We start from the raw sequence: 18,068 nt of genomic DNA on the forward strand, positions 1-18,068 counted from the left end.
TCCCTCCTTAGGAACTAAAAAGTACCTATATTACTTTTTTGTATCTATATTACTTTAAAGTGCGTACTTCTCTTTGTATTCTATATGTATCATAATAACATTTGCCGGCGGATTGAAACTATACTTTCCTTTAAAATTATTATGTTCGAAAAGGAAATTTTCCATTTATATAAAAGAAAAAAGGTGAAGAATATATGAATCTAAGCAGAAAGCAAAGCACAATGGCCTTGCTTACTTTGGCAGTAAGTGCCTTTGCAATCGGGACGACTGAATTTATCAGTGTTGGTTTATTACCCCTTATTGCAAATGATTTAAGTATTCCGGTAACTACTGCAGGGTTAACGGTTTCTTTATATGCCTTAGGGGTAACATTTGGTGCCCCTGTTTTGACATCTTTGACATCGCGAATGTCCCGCAAGACTTTATTACTTTGGATTATGATTGTTTTTATAATCGGGAATACGCTTGCTGCCTTTTCAACGACTATAGGGTTATTACTCGTTGCACGTGTGATCTCAGCATTTTCCCATGGGGTCTTCATGTCAATCGGGTCGACAATCGCTGCTGATTTAGTTCCTGAAAATCGAAGAGCGAGTGCGATTTCCATTATGTTTACGGGTCTGACGGTCGCTACTGTTACAGGTGTTCCATTTGGCACCTTTATCGGTCAACAATTAGGGTGGAGAGCAGCGTTTATGACGATTGTCATTATTGGTGTTATTGCTTTAATTGCTAATAGTATTCTCGTTCCATCACATTTACGAAAAGGGGTCAAAACATCCTTTCGTGATCAACTGAAACTTGTGAAAAATGGCCGGTTATTGCTCTTATTTATCATTACAGCACTAGGTTATGGTGGAACCTTCGTCGTGTTTACCTTCTTATCGCCATTGCTTCAAGATATCACTGGATTTGAAGAAGGAACTGTAGCAATCATTTTATTGGTTTATGGCATAGCGATTGCAATTGGGAATATGGTTGGCGGGAAGTTATCGAATCAAAATCCTATCCGCGCATTGTTCTATATGTTTATTGTACAGGCGGTTGTGTTATTTATTTTGATGTTTACAGCACCTTTTAAAGTGGCTGGATTGATAACGATTTTTCTAATGGGATTATTAGCATTTATGAATGTGCCGGGTTTACAAGTCTATGTGGTGATGTTGGCAGAGCGCTTTGTTCCGAGTGCAGTGGATGTCGCATCTGCCATCAATATTGCAGCATTTAATGCTGGTATCGCCATTGGCTCTTACTTAGGTGGTATGATTACGGACTCGATTGGACTGATTCATACATCTTGGATTGGAGCGCTTATGGTTTTAGTGGCAGCCGTTTTAACGGGGTTTAGCAGAGCTTTGGAACGAAAAGATCAAGAAAATAATATCACTTTGGAGGTTGAAAGATGATGGTCAAACATTTACAAGATACAACTACTTTGCATAACGGTGTAAAGATGCCTTGGTTTGGATTAGGTGTTTTTAAAGTGGAAGAAGGTTCTGAATTAGTAAACGCAGTAAAGTCAGCGATTAACCATGGATACCGCAGCAATTTATGAGAATGAAGTAGGTGTAGGTGAAGGTATCCGAAAAGGTATAAGAGATGCAGGGATTTCTAGAGAAGAGCTATTTGTCACTTCTAAAGTTTGGAATGCTGATTTAGGGTATGAATCAACAATCGCTGCTTATGAAGCAAGCTTAGAGAAGCTTGGTTTAGCGTATTTAGATTTATATTTGATCCATTGGCCGGTTGAAGGGAAATATAAGGATGCTTGGAGAGCTTTAGAAACGCTTTATAAAGAAGGTCGTGTAAAAGCCATTGGAGTGAGTAACTTTCAAACTCATCATCTGGAAGAACTAATGAAGGATGCTGAAATTAAACCGATGGTCAATCAAGTAGAATGCCATCCAAGGATATCGCAAAAAGAGTTACAAGTATTTTGTCAAGACAATGGGATTCAGCTGGAAGCATGGTCACCATTAATGCAAGGACAATTACTAGATAATAAAGTGTTACAGGAGATCGCAAACAAGCATCATAAGTCTGTTGCGCAAATTATTTTGCGTTGGGATTTACAGAACGGGATTGTCACCATTCCAAAATCAACAAAAGAGCATCGAATTGTAGAAAATGCAAATGTGTTTGATTTTGAATTAACGATAGAAGAGATGCAAATCATTGATGGATTAAATCAGAATCTTCGTGTAGGGCCAGACCCAGACAATTTTGATTTTTAATAAAGAACTTGTAGTGTAGGGATGCATACTTTCCCTACACTTTTTCATGTGTCCTGAATGAGAGAGGCAATCAGCTTTTATTTCAAATGAGACTAACGAATGAAAATCATCAGTCTTTTTTTATACCATCAGTTATATATTTTAGAAGGAATTATGCCCCCTTTATAGAAATAAAGGGAGAGTTAAAGGTGATTGATTCATTGCATGGTTAGTACAAAGGATTGGATGTGGAAGTATGCAAAAGCGTATTCTTCTTGTGGAAGACGACAGGGAGATTAGTGAATTAATAACAGATATTTTGAGACAGGAGAGTTTCGAGGTATTTACCGCATTTGATGGGGAGGAAGCTTTATCCCTTTTCCATAAGGAGGACTTTGACTTAATCTTGTTGGATTTAATGCTTCCGCAGTTAAGTGGTATGGATGTTTTAAAACGCATCAGAGAAGAGAGTTTAATGCCTGTGTTGATTATTTCAGCGAAGGATAGTGACTTAGACAAGGCGTTAGGATTAGGCTTTGGTGCCGATGATTATATAAGCAAACCGATTTCAATGATCGAACTAACGGCGAGGGTCCATGCGGCTATTCGTAGGGCAACGCAATATCGTCCTGCGGGGACTCCAGCTATATCTCATAACATTCATTTTAAGGAATTATCCCTCGATTTACATACCTTTTCTGTACAAATGAAAGATAAGGTTGTGCAGCTTACTTCTAAGGAATTCCATATTTTAAAGCTGTTTATGACCAATCAAAATCGAGTGTTTACAAAGGAACAAATATACCATTTTATTTGGGAAGATGATTATTACGGCAATGAAAATGTAATCAATGTTCATATAAGAAGGTTACGAGAAAAAATAGAAGAGAATCCGTCTCATCCAAAGTATATTCGAACCATTTGGGGAATCGGATATAAATTAGGTGAATAGTCTATGATGGTTACTTTAATTGTTATCATGGCCATTTTAATTGTAATGAATGGATGGCAATATTATTCTCTTAAAAAAACAAAGCAACATATAAATGAAATCAGTGATAAGTTAACAAATATTATCGAACAACAGACAGCTGAAAAAGTGTTACTCCAAACAGATCAAGAGGCCATTCAACTTTTACTTATTCAAATCAACCGAATGCTTGATAACAATCAAAAAGTATTTGCCGATTACGCCAAAACAAAAGATAGTTTAAGGAAAATGATAGCCAATATGTCACATGATTTGAAAACACCACTAACAGTTATTTTAGGTTATGTAGAAAAAATAAAGCTGGATAAAACGATGGCTAAGGACGAAAAAGAAATCGTCATTTTACGCTTGCACGAAAAAGTAATGAGTCTCGTTTCTTTACTTAATCAATCCTTTGATCTTGTTAAACTAGAATCCGATGATTACCTCATGCCGTTGAGTAAGGTTTCACTTAATGAGATTTGTAGAAAGAATGTATTAGAGTTTTATGATTTGCTTGTATCAAAAGGATTTCAGGTAGAGATAGACATTCCAGAGCGGAATTTTTATATTCTTGGTAATGAAGAGGCAATTAACCGGGTGCTAAGTAATCTTATCTCGAATGCGATTCGATATGGAAATGATGGGGGCGTATTAGGTCTCACCCTTCGAGGAGATGGGGAAACCATTGCCGTAGAGGTTTGGGATAAGGGGAAAGGGATTGCAGAGGTACACCAGGACCGGGTGTTTGAACGACTATATACATTAGATGATGCTAGAAACCCTCAATTTCAAGGCAGTGGATTGGGTTTAAGTATTTCGAAACGATTAACAGAAGCAATGAATGGTACGCTGCACGTGAGTAGCCAACCATTTGAGAAGACGACTTTTACTTGTAGGTTTAAACAAATGACATATTAAGACTTCGCGAAAAGGGGTGTTCTGTTGGAACGGCTCTTTTTTTATTCAAACTTAAGAAATATGTAAGAAATGAGAAAGAAAAAAGATACTTTCTTTGCTTAAGCTAGAAGTAACAATCATAAAGGAGGTTAAGACAATGGATTACGTCGTGCAAACCAATGGCTTAACGAAAAAGGTCAAAGGTAAGGTGCTTGTAACTAATGTAAATCTTCATATTAAAAAAGGAGAAATATACGGATTTCTCGGACAAAATGGGGCTGGGAAAACGACGATCATGAAAATGCTCACGGGATTAATTCATCCTTCTTCAGGAGAGATTGCGTTATTTGGTGAAAGGCTTACAGAAAATAAGAAGTCTGGGTTGAAGCGTGTGGGTAGTATTATTGAATATCCGCTCTTTTATGAGCATTTAACAGCGAGAGAGAATCTACAGCTTCACTGTGAATATTTAGGGTTTTATGATCAAAAAGCCATTACGCAAGCTTTAGATATGGTTCATTTAAAAGGAATTGAAGGGAAAAAAGTGAAGGATTTTTCCCTTGGGATGAAGCAGAGATTGGGGATTGGCAGAGCCATCATAACAAAGCCGGAACTGATTGTTCTCGATGAACCTACCAATGGTCTTGATCCCATTGGTATAAAAGATATGAGAGATTTAATTCGCATGTTAAATAAAGAATATGGCATGACTTTTCTCCTTTCTAGTCATATTTTAGGGGAAATGGAACAGGTTGTTGATAGAATAGGTGTGATTAGGGATGGTCAATTAGTGAATGAAGTCACTTTGGCTGATATTAGGAAGCAGCAAACGGAATATATTGAGATTGTGACATCGAATGTAGAAAAATCAGTGTATTTGCTAGAGTACGAACTTCGTATTACTAATATGAAGATTATAGAAGACAATAGAATTCGCATATATGATTTAACCTTGTCCCCAAGTGAGATCTCAAAGGCATTAATTCTTCATCAGATTGATATAGAAGAGATACAAAAACATACGAGTACACTGGAAGATTATTTCTATCAAATTATCCATGGAGGTGAACAGCATGTTTAAATTAATGGAGCTGGAGTGGAGGAAACTAAAGCAAAAAATGGTGATGGGTGAGATCATTATTTATGCGGGTATTCTTATGTTTATGCCGATTTTCTTTATTAAAATGGTAAGCGCTGACTTCGGGCGAAGTTATGCGACAATTATTCAATTGATTTTGGCCATACAGATGGGCTGGGTGCTATTTGGAGCTTCTCTTATTAATCAGGTGGTTATAGATGAGTATAAGAACAAAACGTTCTCTCTTTCATTCGGCTATCCAATTAGTCGGAAAAAGTTAATTATCGCAAAAGTGCTTTTTATCTCACTCGCAGTTTTTCTCTGTACACTCGTATCCTTTCTGTTGTCAGGTATCGTCACGTATCTTCTTGATCATCTGTTCCATATCATTAATGGACAACCAACCGTTGTAGATATTACTTCATATGCTAGTAAGATGATCATTCATTCTTTTTTCATTACACTAATTAGTTTAATTCCCCTCTTTTTCTTTGGGATTTGGAAAAGAGCAACGATTCCAACTGTCATTTGTGCCATGTTCCTTATGCAATTTCAAAACTTTTCTTCTCTTCTTAATATAAATCTCAATTCTGATTTTGTGAACGCAGGTCTATGTCTTTTGGGAGCGGTTAGCATTTTTCTTTCAATTAAGATGGTTGATAGAGTGGGGGATGTTTAATTTTTTTGATGGTATGGGAGATAACTAAATGATTTCAGGAAACGAACAATAACAAATGGTAATCTTTAAAACATCAGTTGCAAAAATGAGTCCGTTCCATTGCGCTCTTGTACACTCGCTTTCCGCGGGGAGGAAACCTTGAGCCTCCTCAGCATTGCTTGCGGGATCTCAGCTTTCCCTCTACTTCCCGCAAGAGTCGAGTGTCTTCCGCTCCATTACACTAGTCTTTTAATATTTGTATATAATCGATAAAGTAATCCCAATGAATAAAAGATAGATGTTCCTATTCATTCGATACAACTTTCGCTGAAGTATATATGTCCCAGTCCTAATGGGGGCTAATAGGTAGATTAAAAAGGAGGAGCTTATATAATGCCTGTGGCGCTTAGAGAAGTATTAAAATCAGAAAAGAATATCTTAAAAAACCTTTACTCCCTGTACCTTCATGACCTTTCAAGATACACATCAACACTGGATATTGGGCCAGACGGTATCTTTGAATACGATGGGGTTGATCAGTTTTGGGAAGTAGATGGGCTATCCCCATATTTCATCTTGATAGACGAGCGTATTATAGGGTTTATCCTCTTATTAGAGCGTCCGTTTCTAAGGAAAGAGTATGATTTTGCAGTGAATGATATTTTCTTGCTTAATAAATACAGAGGGAAAGGAAATAGTACGCGGGCTATTAAAGAGATATTTCATAAGAAACAAGGAAAGTATTACGTCATTGAACTGATTGAAAATAGAACTGCAGTATATTTCTGGAGAAAAATATATAAAGAGTTCAATATTCCATACGAAGAAAAGCAAGATATGATTGACGATGAGCTATGCTTGATTCAAACATTTAAAGTATAAATGTTAAGGTACAGACAGTTTGAAAACGAAAGATCAAACGATACAGCAGACGATAGCATTTTTCTTTAGGAAGGCGACTACGATCCTGAATTTTTATCTGACGTTAAAGAATGTGAATTCAGGGCAAAAGTAAATCAGTTTTTTAGTGGTCAAAAAAAGATTTTAATAGTATATATCAGACGCTTTAAAGACGAGCCAAACGCTAACGCTTGACTCCCTCCTCAGCAATTTACACATTATAATGACTCTTTAAAAAATCTATAAATAATTTAACATGACGTAAGTTTTCGACGAATGGGTTATAGAAGAGACTGGTTTCTCGGTAATAAATGTCTTCTCCAAAGTCATTTAATGAGATGGTGTATAAGTCTTCTTCACCTTCGATACTGATACCGGGTAGTACGGCGATACCAACGTTATACTTTACCATCTCTTTGCATGTAGCGGCTTGATCAGTTTCGATACTTGGATGTACAGGCTTTTGAAAATTGGTACGCCACCATTTATCAATTATGAGACTTAAGGGTGGATCTGTTTTATAAGTGATAAATGGTAGGTGAGGGATATCTTCTTTTTGAAACGGATTTTTTGATACGATAAATAATTCTTCATTACATAGTGTACATTTCTTTGCATTTAGGGAGTAATTACCGCGGATAATGGCTAAATGGATTTCTTCCGCATTGAGTGCTTCTTTCATTTCGCTGCTCCATCCCGTTTTCAGTTGTATATTTATATTAGGGTAAAGCTCTTTAAAGGCATTCAATATTCTGGGGAGGTGGTGTAGCGCGAACAAACCAGAAGCGCCGATTGAGATCGTGCCCTTTATTTCTTCAGCTAGATTAGCTAGTTGATCTACGAGTAATCTTTCGTTATGTAAGGTTTGTTCTGCATGTTCATAAAGAATCCGCCCCTCTTCTGTAAAGTCAATTCCTTTTGACCCTCGTACAATCAACTCAATTTCATATTTTTTTTCGAGCTGTTTAATACGATAGGTGAGAGCAGGCTGCGATGTATACAAATTATTAGCAGTGTGTGTAATATTTTTCGTCTTGTACAAATCAATTAATAGGTGGCAATCATTAAGGTTCATAGCAATTTCCTTCCGCATTGATATAAAAATTTTTTATCGGTGTCGCTGAAATTTATTTATTTTATTCATTGGAATATATCATATATTCTGTAAAAGGAAAAATAAATTTGAATCTGGAGAGTTTTTTTACGGCTGTTGTTTTTGATTTAGTAGGCGTAATTACTGGAGGTAGTAGTGTTTAATCTTTGGAGGGGATTTAATGCGCGCAATTCTTCCTATTGCCACAGTGGTGATTGTAGCGATAGTTGGTGTAGGCATTTTTCAATTACTCTCCTTTCCTATGCCGTGGATGCTAGGCTCGTTATTTGGCGTATTGCTCACACAACTGATATGGAAAATACCTATGAAGTGGCCTGTTATGATGCGAAATATTGGGCTACTTATAGTAGGGACGGCAATTGGTCAGCTTTTTACTCTTAATATATTAGTCTCGATGAAAGACACTTTACTTTTTATGCTCATGCTCAATATTTCTTTAAGTGTATGTTGCTTTGGATTAGCCTATCTTTTGAAAATATGGGCAAAAATACCATTTGCGACAGCGATAACAGCTAGTATTCCCGGTGGGTTATCTCAATTAGTTATTTTTGCAGAGGAACAAGAGAATATTAACGTAGCTATAGTAACGTTTTTTCATGTCATTCGTGTTCTGTTTGTTGTTGGGCTTATTCCGATTATTGTTTCCCTAACTGGAGAGGCGCCGGAATCAGTCATACAAAGTTCAAACAATGTTCTGCATAATATCGGTCTAATCCTATTGGGACTTCTGTTTTTGCCAATTGGGAAAAAATTAAGATTGCCGGTGCCACATTTTTTAACGCCTGTCCTTATGGGTTTGCTATTAAGTCTATTTAAAGTAGATTTAGCCCCAATGGATAGTCACCTGTTGCATATAGCACAGCTTTGTATCGGTGCGTACATTGGATTACTGTTACATCCGAAATCTTTACGATTACCCGTTCGCGTATTAATAGGAGGGATTAGTAGTGCAATATTACTGTTAATCATCACCTTTATAATTGCAGAGGGAATGGTTTTATTATTTGATATGGATTTTGCCACCAGCTATTTAAGCACAGCTCCAGGTGGAATGGATCAAATGGGGCTCATCGCTACCGCATTACAAGCAGATGCTACACAGGTAACGATTTTTCAATTATTCCGCATGCTATTCATTTATATAGTTATTCTACCTGTATTAAAGTGGAAGATATTCAAGTGATAAAAAATTTTTATGGATATGTTTAAAAATTATGTATTTTATTTATTTCTAATCATTTCTTATAGTTAATCTATCAACGAATAAAGGGGATATGTTTGATGGCTAAATATGACGTAGTAATTGTTGGGGCGGGAAATGCGGCATTATGTGCAGCGATATCTGCAAAAGAGCAAGGGAGTTCGGTACTCGTATTAGAGAAAGGACCAATTGAAAAACGTGGTGGTAATTCATTTTTTACTGACGGCGCCATTCGTGTAGCTTATCAAAACTTAGATGCTATTACGAAAGTGATTGATTTAGATCAGGACACGATTAATAAAATTGATATGCCTGAATACATCACAGAAGATTTCTATAATGATATTATGAGAGTTTCAAAAAATCAAAGTAAACCTGAGTTGATTCGTCAATTAGTTGATCAATCCTTACCAACGATTGAGTGGATGAAAACTCAAGGTGTCGTATTTGAGTTGAACTATGCGAACCAATCTTTTGAAAAAGAAGGAAAGGTTCATTTCTGGGGCGGTTTACCAGTTAAAACCGTTGATAAAGGAATCGGCTTAATGCGCAGCTTATTTCATCGCTGTGAAGAGTTGGGAATTGAAATTTGGTATGAAAGTGCAGCCACGAATATTGTCACGGAAAATGAGGCAGTGGTGGCGATTGAAGTGCAAACAAAAGAGCAACTGCAAACGATTCAATGTGAAAGTGTTGTTTTAGCATGTGGAAGTATAGAAGCGGACAAAAAGAAACGTGCGGAAGCATTAGGAATGGAGTGGAACGAAGCAATCGTTAGAGGGACTGAGTTTAACACGGGTGATGGGATTGATATGGCGGTATCAATCGGTGCGCAAACGTTTGGTCAACGGAATGGCTGTCATGCCATTGGAACAGATGCCAATGCCCCACGAGTAGGTGATTTCCAAAAACCAGGTGATATTTTCAAAAAGCATTCTTACCCTTATAGCGTGATGGTCAATGTGGAAGGTCACCGTTTTGTAGACGAGGGAGCCGATTTCCGTAACTACACCTATGCAAAATATGGTAAAGAAATATTAAAGCAACCGAAAAATATAGCCTACCAAATTTATGATGCTAAAGTTCGCCCAATCTTACGTGCGGAGTATGATTTAGAAGAAGCGACCGTCATTGAAGCAGCTACACTTGAAGTGCTTGCAGATCAATTAGATATAAATAAAGAACAATTCCTACAAACCATTTTTGACTATAATGCAGCGGTTCAAGAAGGTGAATTCAATCCTTCAGAAAAGGACGGTAAATCGACAAAAGGCATTACCCCAGCCAAATCTAACTGGGCACAAACCATAAGTGAAGGCCCATTCTATGCCTATCCTGTGACTTGCGGGATTACGTTCTCATTTTGGGGATTAGCGACAACAATCGAAGGAGAAGTAGTCAATCAAGTAAATGAACCAATCGAAGGTTTATATGCTGCTGGAGAAATGATTGGCGGTATCTTCTACGAGAATTATCCCGGTGGTTCAGGCTTGATGTCTGGCGCCGTCTTTGGTAAATTAGCTGGTGCAGCGGCTTCGCGCCATGCTCAGAAAGTAAAATAACTACTACAGCATAAGTACTTCAACGAAATTTTTTTTCCGAATGAATAGGAGCCTCTATCTGCTACTGAGACCGACAATTTTTCATTTTGCGACGGTCTCGCTCTGGCTTCCTTTTCGGAGACCCACGATTCCTTCTTTTACGAAGCTCTTTCTATCTGTTTAAGATTTCTGCTCATGAATGATATTTTCCTTTTTAAACAACCCTCTAATTCTTTCTATTAAATTTTCTTTTTGGTCCATCGTACAATCACAATTTAGTATGCTTATGAACGGGATAGTAAAAAAGTTATAAAATTTGACAATAACATCATACATTCCACCTATTCCAACAAATGGTTTATGTTGGTAAAATATAAATTAACACTTTTTGTATAAATATGCCGTGTAAAAATAGTTATTTAGGAATAGAAGGTGGAATTAGATAATGAAAATGTTAGATGTAGCTGAACTGGTCTCAGGACTGGATGCTACTTTACAAGAGTTAGAAAAACAGATAAATAATATTCAGAATATAAAAGCCAGTGTAAATGACATTATTAGTATAGGGGATTCTTTAAAGGGAGACGGTGGGGACGCTATCCGCTCTTTTTATGAGGAATGTCATATTCCTTTCTTGTCATTTTATCAATCGTTGTTGGAAGACTATCAACGTGTAATCAAAGATTTGTATAATACCTTATATTCATTTGAACCTGCAAGTAACGCTGTAATTCGTGAAAACTACCTGCAAAGCAATTTAAAGCAAGGGTTAAATAAGCTAAAAGCCCTTACCTCTGATTTGACAAGTGAATCTAACGAGTTGATTCACTCTGTCAGTGATATACTTCATTTACCCAATATATCGGAATATTCATTTCTAAGTAATGTGTCAATGGCAGAAAATGAGCTGGATAAAACTATTGAAAAATTAAATGAATTTGACAATGAACAATCAAAAGCTCTAAATGGTATAGTAGATGATAGTGAAACAGCATTAAGTTATGTAAAACAAGTAGAGTCTATGTTTCGTAGTAAAAATCTTAGTGTGGATGGTTATATTCCTGGTTCTTTATTCGAACAATTATCACAGCAGTCGACACATAGCAGTGTAGCATCAACTAATAGTAATATAGGAAGTTTGGGAGCATCACCAAGTTCACGAGCAATGAATTTATTATTAGCATACGAAGCAAATAAAGGGATCGAGGCAACTACTAACGAAGATGAATATGAAAGTCTTCTTCAAGCTATTAAAGATGGTGCGATGGGTTCGTTAGCACCTCTAGCCATATTTGCTGCTGTTCATAAAACTGGATTACTTCGAATTGAATACACGAAGAAGAAGAATCATTATACATTTAAATACAATCGTAAGGTGTTGCACTTTCTAAAAGGAAGAATTGGGCCAAAGTGGACGAAACAAATCATACAAAAAATGAATAGGACATCTAAGGCGAATCGTAATATAGATAAGAAATTTAAATCGGGGTCTTATAGAGGTGTAAGAATACCATCTCAAAAAGTAAAAGGTGCAATATGGAAATTAACTACGGGTAATCGTCCGCTTCATGAGAATGTGAAAAGCAAACTTATTAAGTACTCTTCTCGGGAGATGGTAATACCAAAGGAAGCATTTAAGAAAGTGGTGGCTAAAGCTTCTGCAATTGGTGCAGGAGTGGTAGGGTTTATTTCGGGAACTAAAAATATTGTAAGTAGGTTAGAAGAAAGTAGTCATTTAAAAGGTGAAGAAATATTTAAAGCAAGAGGTCGTATGATGGGAGAAGAAGTGAACAAAACAGCAGGTGGTGTGACAGGAGCAGTAGCAGGAGCTTATGTAGGAGCGGCTATTGGAGGGGCTTTGTCTGGACCATTTGCCCCTGTTGGAGCGGCGGTTGGCGGAATTGTAGGTAGTGCCATAGGTGGTTCTGTAGGTGAATGGGCAACAAAGTATACCAGTAAATTTATAGGGGATGCTGGCGAAAAAGTAGGCGAAGTTTTACATGCAGTGAAAGACAAGGCGAAAGAGGCACTAGATGGTGCGAAAAATGTATTTAATGGTGCAACGAATGCCCTGTTCGGGTGACTATAAATTAATATAAAGGTAGTGTAGTGAGGTGTTATATATTATATGATGGAATTTATCGCAGTATTGTTTGGAGTGCTAGGATTTTTTTTAATAGTTAATCTATTTTTTTCTTTTTTGTATTTGATTAGTCGAGCAGCAGGCGGTAAATTTTATAGCTGGATTGTGCACGATTTTGAATTCTTAATGATTTTATCATTACCTTTGTTTGGATTAACCGAATATGTTGCTAATGAATTTTATGAGAGATTCAACGGTTTGGTAACAAGAATGCTACTGCTCGTTTATGCATTATTAGTATTCATTCTTGCTATAATTTGTTTTATATTACTTTTTTATTTTGGAGATAAAGTATAACCATAATGAAAGGAATAAAAAATGAACTATACATTAACAGCTGAAGAATACATATTATCTCTTCTTTTACTAGATGGAGCTGAAGTTGCTCACTCTATTAAAGAAGAGGTGTTTGGAGAGATTTCGGAGAAAGAACTTGAAACTAGGCTTGATAGTGCAACTAGTGGGTTAATATCTAAAGGTTTATTAACTTTTGAAAATCAACAAGAAAGAATGGATGAAACGTTCAAAAGTTTCATGTTGGGTTTAACAAAAGTAAAAAGAGTTATTCGTTGCCAAATTGCTTCGGATGACGGAGTATTTAGCACTTCCCTATTTTGCCATAATTCGTTTTTTATCCAGAATGCTTTATACGATAATCGAATATATCACTTATATGAAAAAAGTGATCATACGGACTTGCCTGCCTTAATAGACCTTAACCCCTATGTTGAAAGCGGGGAGTCATTTTCTATTAAAGAACAACTTTTTGAGAGAGTAATAGATAAATTATTAGGTAATGAAGAATTAGCAAACGAAGAAATAGAGCAATTTTCACCAGTATTCTTCAAAGCTTTACAAGAAAAAAAGGGGAAATTAAATGCATTATATGATTATCATCTTGGGCAGCAAGTTTCAATCGGATCTTTACTATACATAACATATGAAGAGGAGTCATGGTCTATAGAAAATAAGGGGGATACTCTAATTATTTCTCCCTTTTCATTTCAGGATTTGTTAGAAGTTGAAAAATAAGAGTGCAGTTTTTATAGAAATTTGTAGAAGGGGCATTATAACTGGTTTATTGCTAGAGTAGTCCTTTTTGGCTAAAGTTTTATAGTAATGGTGTTGATAGTGGTTTGTTTTTTGTTTTTTGATTATTTTGCAGCGATGATGTAAAAGAAATGTGATAAGATTGCATTGCACCTACTATATAAAGATTTGAAGAGCCCAGACGAAGAGAATGTTAAAGAATGATCCCAGACTGAATCAAATGAGCGGTTCACTCTTTTTTCTATTCTGTTTATTAGTTTGAAAAATAAGAAAATAATACACAAAACAACTATTGTTTACTATTTTATAAATAGGTAAAAATGTAATATAATTACATTTATTTGAGGATGAGTTTGTTGGGATATCCATTAAATAAGATGAGAATGGTATGAACTAATTGCTATAACTCAAAAATGTATCAAAATATTATTTAGATGACGATGTTAAAACGAATGCTTTATATAATTTTTTTCGAAAGGAGAAATTGCCTCCATTGTGCAATTTAAACGTAAAGCAAGTAGACAGGCAACATATACCTATCACAAAAGAGGATGCACCCACTATGAAAAAGCTGTTCCTAAATATGATAAGTATTATTTCTTTCGCCCCTTTTATTACACAAGTCACGCAAGCAGATGTGACGAATAATCTGCGGAAGTTAAAGGATTATAGTTGGTTTAATGCTTATTTGCAGAATGAGATTTATCGCAACTTAATCATCCATAATGTCCGGGTACGGAATGTGATTGGTGAATTTAACGAAAAGAGATTTAACCATGGTTCTTATCAGAAGAAGATGGATAAGAAACTAAACACTGTACTATTAAACGAGGAAATCCGAACGAATGTATAATCGTTCGGATTTCTGTTTGTTTATTCGCCTTTTTTTACAAGTAATTTTTCCCGCGAGAGTTTGGCAGCTTGCACCATGACTGTTAGGGCTGCGACGGTTTCGTCAATGCCTCTTGTTTTGAGGCCGCAGTCAGGGTTAATCCAGAAAAGTTGTGGGTCTAGTACTTGTAAGGCACGATCGATGTTTTTCGATAGTTCGTCGAGTTGTGGCACCCGAGGGCTGTGAATGTCATATACACCTAAGCCGATACCTTGTTCGTAGGTGCTTTCTTCAAATGAGTGAATGAGTTCGCCGTGGCTTCTTGATGTTTCAATGGAGATGACATCAGCGTCGAGTGCTTGAATGCTTGAGATAATGTCTTCGAAATCAGAGTAGCACATATGCGTATGAATTTGTGTTTCATTTCTGACAGAAGTGGTGGCTAGTCTAAAAGCATAAACAGCAGCGTTCAGATAATCTTCCCACTTCTCTTGTTTGAGTGGTAATCCTTCACGAATGGCTGGTTCGTCTACTTGAATCATCCGGATACCATTTGCTTCTAGTGTTTCTACTTCTTCTCGAAGGGCAAGGGCAATTTGGTTTGCGACTTCGTAACGAGGGATATCGTCGCGGACAAATGACCAGTTTAAAATCGTAATCGGACCAGTGAGCATACCTTTTACCGGGTGATCTGTTAAGGACTGGGCATAGACTGTTTCTGTAACTGTCATTGGCTGTTCAAATGAGACATCTCCATAAATGAGTGGTGGTTTGACACAACGAGAGCCATAAGACTGCACCCAACCGAATTTTGTGAATTGGAATCCGGCTAATTTTTCACCGAAGTATTCGACCATATCTGTGCGCTCGAATTCGCCATGAACAAACACATCAAGGCCTAGCTCTTCTTGAATATCAATCCACTTTTTAATTTCCGTTTTGATATATGTTTGATAGTCAGTAGCAGTTAACTCTCCTTTACGCCATTTTAAACGATTTCTTCTCACTTCCTGTGTTTGTGGGAAGCTTCCAATCGTTGTTGTAGGTAGGAGTGGTAGTTGGAAGGATGTTTTTTGTGTTGCTTGACGAACAGAATAAGGTGCTTCGCGCTCTGCTAGTGATGATGGTAAGTTTTGAATGGCTGTTTGTACTTGTTGATTGTTTCTAATAGAAGATTGATTTAGTGCCTCGATAGCAGTTCGTCTCTCGTTTATCTCATCTTGGATTTCCTCTCTTCCTTCTCTTATTCCTTTCGTTAGCACTACGATTTCTTGTAATTTTTCATCAGCAAAGGCGAGTGCGGTCTTTAATGTATGATCAAGTGTTTCTTCAATTTTGACTGAAACGGGTACATGCAATAAGCTGGATGAAGGCTGGATGATTAAGCGATCTTTCGGAACTATTTCTGTAATTTCTTCTATAAGAGAGAGCTTATTATCAAGTTTGGCGCCCCATATATTACGGCCATCGATGACACCTGCAGCTAATACTTTATCACTTGGGAAGCCGAATTTTTGTAAGGAAGCGAGGTTTTGACCTGCATCATGGACGAAATCAAGGCCGATCGCTTGCACAGGTAAAGAGGTAACAGCTTCATAATAAGTGATGCTTTCAAAATACGTTTGTAAAATGATATTTATCTGTGGTGCTGCCTCGTGTAATGTTTGGTAAACTGCTTGATAGAGTGAGATGTCTTCTTCTGTGAGGGTAGTTGCTAAAATAGGTTCATCGATTTGTACCCACAAGGCACCTTCTTGCTGTAATTCTTTTAAAATTTGTGCATAAAGAGGAACGAATTGATTGACGATTGATTTGAATTCACTTTCTTTATAGCCTTTTGATAATTTCACAAACGTAATCGGGCCCAAGATAACCGGTTTCCCGTCGATTTCAAGCTTCTCTTTTCCTTCTTTATAAAAGGCAAGTGGCCGGTTTTCAGCAAGTGTTGGCGTGAGGTTGTTGAGTTCTGGCACGATGTAGTGATAGTTTGTGTTAAACCATTTGGTCATTTCAGCTGCCACGGCATCTTTGTTCCCTCTGGCAATATCAAAATACGTTTCGATATCAACTTTCCCACCTCTGTATGTAAAACGCTCAGGAACAAGTCCAAACATCACAGCTGTATCAAGGACATGATCATACAGTGTGAAATCGCCAACCGGGATGAGATCAACGCCAAGTTGTTTTTGCTTCTCGAGAGAGGATAAACGAATGACTTCCATTTGTTGCAGAAAAGTCTCTTTATTCAACTTACCACTCCAAAATTGTTCTAGAGCTTTCTTCCACTCCCGCTTCTCGCCAATTCTTGGATAACCTACATTTGAACTTTTTACTTCAGTCAATTTAAACACTCCTTTAGATTGTATTTTCTCAACAAAAAATCTCTCTATTTATTATTAAATGAGAGATTCATACGCAATATTAACTAGAGTTGAGACCATTTGATTTGCTCAACACGTATTCATCACTCCTCTCTATGCATCCGTAGAGTCTAAGTGCAAACAACAGACAGGTCTCCTGACTTCGGATTATCGCTCGTTATCCCTTCCCATTTCTATTATGAAATAGTGGTCAATGATAAGTCGCTCTCCTTCACAGTGGCGGGACCGTGCCGGCATTCCACCGGGCTTCCCTTTTAAGCAATCATGCATCTGTTGCCTTTGTTATTAAGTTTTGAAAATACAAAAGACCTCTCTAATTAAAAATAGAGAGGTCTTTATCCTCTCTTATTTGCCAAAGCTATTACACTTTGCAGGAATTAGCACCTTTTTAACAAATAATTGTTAAAGGTTGCTGGGTTTCATCGGGCCAGTCCCTCCACCTCTCTGAATAAGAGAATTACATATTTATAATATTTTGAATTTTACATATAGATTAGCATAATAAATGGAAGCTGTCAAAATAAATTCTTCATGAGTGATATATATCATCAGATTCAAGCCACTTGCGAAATTTATGTAGATGGTAATAATGCTTGCCATTAAGAATGACTTTTGGTGCGTGAGGATGCTTCTGTAATAGATCCTTCATGTCAGCTTCACTTAAATAAAAGTAAAGATGAAGGTGGCTTTGCTCCACAAGTAAATGATTCATATTACCTTCATTTTTACTACTAAATTGCTTCAACCCATTGCCTATGAAATAGCCAAGTAATGCTAAACCGACGGCAATCCAAATAAAATTCAACTCGAATTCCAATTTGTACTCCCCCTTAAATACATATATATCTACTTTAACATCTCCTAACGAATAGTAATAATATATTTTTTAGTGCCGAATCGGATCAATGCCCCCATAATTAAACCAATCTACCCTGTCTATCGCACCATCTTTCATAGATTGTATACTTGTCCGAGAACAAAATGAGCCAAGCTGTATATATTGATATTACTTAGTGTTTTTCTCGGGTTTGTGATGGAAAAGGCTATAGTTAGCACAAAGGAGACTATTAATTTTGCTGAAGGAGAG

At 36.8% G+C, this 18,068-nt stretch carries 15 protein-coding genes, 1 pseudogene and 2 riboswitches; of the genes and pseudogenes, 13 read left to right on the forward strand and 3 right to left on the reverse strand.

Annotated features, from left to right (window positions below; genetic code table 11):
* Positions 1–194 precede the first annotated feature (194 nt).
* The 7 genes and pseudogenes from MKX83_RS01505 to MKX83_RS01535 all read left to right on the forward strand — a co-directional run bounded on the left by MKX83_RS01505 (position 195) and on the right by MKX83_RS01535 (position 6,701).
* Positions 195–1,406, forward strand: a complete 1,212-nt coding sequence (locus MKX83_RS01505) for an MFS transporter (protein ID WP_322910235.1) — start codon at positions 195–197, stop codon at positions 1,404–1,406.
* A pseudogene (locus tag MKX83_RS01510) lies at positions 1,406–2,234 on the forward strand (aldo/keto reductase). The gene MKX83_RS01505 and the pseudogene MKX83_RS01510 overlap by 1 nt, the downstream one beginning before the upstream one ends.
* 235 nt (positions 2,235–2,469) lie before the next feature.
* Positions 2,470–3,165: a response regulator transcription factor gene (locus MKX83_RS01515; protein WP_307315804.1), complete on the forward strand. Its 696-nt coding sequence runs from the start codon at positions 2,470–2,472 to the stop codon at positions 3,163–3,165.
* A 3-nt stretch (positions 3,166–3,168) separates the two neighbouring features.
* Positions 3,169–4,104: a sensor histidine kinase gene (locus MKX83_RS01520; protein WP_322910236.1), complete on the forward strand. Its 936-nt coding sequence runs from the start codon at positions 3,169–3,171 to the stop codon at positions 4,102–4,104.
* 136 nt (positions 4,105–4,240) lie between these two features.
* Positions 4,241–5,164, forward strand: a complete 924-nt coding sequence (locus tag MKX83_RS01525; protein WP_095371049.1) for an ABC transporter ATP-binding protein — start codon at positions 4,241–4,243, stop codon at positions 5,162–5,164.
* Positions 5,157–5,840 carry an ABC transporter permease gene (locus tag MKX83_RS01530; RefSeq protein ID WP_341053719.1) on the forward strand — a complete coding sequence of 228 codons (684 nt, stop codon included), beginning with the start codon at positions 5,157–5,159 and terminating at the stop codon, positions 5,838–5,840. Before MKX83_RS01525 ends, MKX83_RS01530 begins: the two co-directional genes overlap by 8 nt.
* Positions 5,841–6,212: 372 nt before the next feature.
* Positions 6,213–6,701, forward strand: coding sequence for a GNAT family N-acetyltransferase (locus tag MKX83_RS01535; protein ID WP_341053722.1), 489 nt, complete (start codon positions 6,213–6,215; stop codon positions 6,699–6,701).
* A gap of 229 nt (positions 6,702–6,930) precedes the next feature.
* Here MKX83_RS01535 and MKX83_RS01540 read toward each other — a convergent pair whose 3' ends face one another.
* Positions 6,931–7,794, reverse strand: coding sequence for a LysR family transcriptional regulator (locus MKX83_RS01540; protein WP_095371038.1), 864 nt, complete (start codon positions 7,792–7,794; stop codon positions 6,931–6,933).
* Between the two features lie 199 nt (positions 7,795–7,993).
* On the opposite strand from MKX83_RS01540, the gene MKX83_RS01545 reads away from it, so the two are divergent.
* The 6 genes from MKX83_RS01545 (at position 7,994) to MKX83_RS01570 (ending at position 14,621) form a co-directional block, all read left to right on the forward strand.
* Positions 7,994–9,016 carry an AbrB family transcriptional regulator gene (locus MKX83_RS01545; protein WP_095371037.1) on the forward strand — a complete coding sequence of 341 codons (1,023 nt, stop codon included), beginning with the start codon at positions 7,994–7,996 and terminating at the stop codon, positions 9,014–9,016.
* Between the two features lie 98 nt (positions 9,017–9,114).
* Positions 9,115–10,596 (forward strand): FAD-dependent tricarballylate dehydrogenase TcuA, encoded by a 1,482-nt coding sequence (gene tcuA, locus MKX83_RS01550; RefSeq protein ID WP_341053725.1) that lies wholly within the window; start codon positions 9,115–9,117, stop codon positions 10,594–10,596.
* A 424-nt stretch (positions 10,597–11,020) separates the two neighbouring features.
* The gene (locus MKX83_RS01555; RefSeq protein ID WP_341053728.1) at positions 11,021–12,658 is read left to right on the forward strand and encodes an LXG domain-containing protein; all 1,638 of its coding nucleotides are present in this window, start codon (positions 11,021–11,023) and stop codon (positions 12,656–12,658) included.
* 45 nt (positions 12,659–12,703) lie between these two features.
* Positions 12,704–13,015, forward strand: coding sequence for a hypothetical protein (locus MKX83_RS01560; RefSeq protein WP_307315789.1), 312 nt, complete (start codon positions 12,704–12,706; stop codon positions 13,013–13,015).
* 21 nt (positions 13,016–13,036) lie between these two features.
* Entirely contained in the window at positions 13,037–13,750 is a 714-nt protein-coding gene (locus tag MKX83_RS01565) for a hypothetical protein (protein WP_341053733.1), read from the forward strand.
* Positions 13,751–14,330: 580 nt separating this feature from the next.
* The gene (locus tag MKX83_RS01570) at positions 14,331–14,621 is read left to right on the forward strand and encodes a hypothetical protein (protein ID WP_095371033.1); all 291 of its coding nucleotides are present in this window, start codon (positions 14,331–14,333) and stop codon (positions 14,619–14,621) included.
* Between the two features lie 20 nt (positions 14,622–14,641).
* On the opposite strand, the gene metE is transcribed toward MKX83_RS01570, so the two are convergent.
* Both metE and MKX83_RS01580 read right to left on the reverse strand, forming a co-directional pair.
* Entirely contained in the window at positions 14,642–16,942 is a 2,301-nt protein-coding gene (metE, locus tag MKX83_RS01575) for a 5-methyltetrahydropteroyltriglutamate--homocysteine S-methyltransferase (RefSeq protein ID WP_341053735.1), read from the reverse strand.
* Between the two features lie 148 nt (positions 16,943–17,090).
* Positions 17,091–17,270, reverse strand: a riboswitch (cobalamin riboswitch).
* A gap of 53 nt (positions 17,271–17,323) precedes the next feature.
* Positions 17,324–17,436, reverse strand: a riboswitch (SAM riboswitch).
* A 74-nt stretch (positions 17,437–17,510) separates the two neighbouring features.
* Complete coding sequence (locus MKX83_RS01580; RefSeq protein WP_224938317.1) at positions 17,511–17,798, reverse strand: DNA-binding protein; 288 nt, start codon at positions 17,796–17,798, stop codon at positions 17,511–17,513.
* Positions 17,799–18,068: the final 270 nt, after the last annotated feature.

The sequence above is a fragment of the Cytobacillus sp. FSL M8-0252 genome (assembly GCF_038007345.1).
GTDB lineage: Bacteria > Bacillota > Bacilli > Bacillales > Cytobacillaceae > Cytobacillus > Cytobacillus kochii.

Bases quoted from the DNA above. Each gene is read 5' to 3' on its own strand.
- MKX83_RS01505 (WP_322910235.1), top strand. From the start codon at position 195: ATGAATCTAAGCAGAAAGCAAAGCACAATGGCCTTGCTTACTTTGGCA.
- MKX83_RS01515 (WP_307315804.1), top strand. From the start codon at position 2,470: ATGCAAAAGCGTATTCTTCTTGTGGAAGACGACAGGGAGATTAGTGAA.
- MKX83_RS01520 (WP_322910236.1), top strand. From the start codon at position 3,169: ATGATGGTTACTTTAATTGTTATCATGGCCATTTTAATTGTAATGAAT.
- MKX83_RS01525 (WP_095371049.1), top strand. From the start codon at position 4,241: ATGGATTACGTCGTGCAAACCAATGGCTTAACGAAAAAGGTCAAAGGT.
- MKX83_RS01530 (WP_341053719.1), top strand. From the start codon at position 5,157: ATGTTTAAATTAATGGAGCTGGAGTGGAGGAAACTAAAGCAAAAAATG.
- MKX83_RS01535 (WP_341053722.1), top strand. From the start codon at position 6,213: ATGCCTGTGGCGCTTAGAGAAGTATTAAAATCAGAAAAGAATATCTTA.
- MKX83_RS01540 (WP_095371038.1), bottom strand. From the start codon at position 7,794: ATGAACCTTAATGATTGCCACCTATTAATTGATTTGTACAAGACGAAA.
- MKX83_RS01545 (WP_095371037.1), top strand. From the start codon at position 7,994: ATGCGCGCAATTCTTCCTATTGCCACAGTGGTGATTGTAGCGATAGTT.
- tcuA (WP_341053725.1), top strand. From the start codon at position 9,115: ATGGCTAAATATGACGTAGTAATTGTTGGGGCGGGAAATGCGGCATTA.
- MKX83_RS01555 (WP_341053728.1), top strand. From the start codon at position 11,021: ATGAAAATGTTAGATGTAGCTGAACTGGTCTCAGGACTGGATGCTACT.
- MKX83_RS01560 (WP_307315789.1), top strand. From the start codon at position 12,704: ATGATGGAATTTATCGCAGTATTGTTTGGAGTGCTAGGATTTTTTTTA.
- MKX83_RS01565 (WP_341053733.1), top strand. From the start codon at position 13,037: ATGAACTATACATTAACAGCTGAAGAATACATATTATCTCTTCTTTTA.
- MKX83_RS01570 (WP_095371033.1), top strand. From the start codon at position 14,331: ATGAAAAAGCTGTTCCTAAATATGATAAGTATTATTTCTTTCGCCCCT.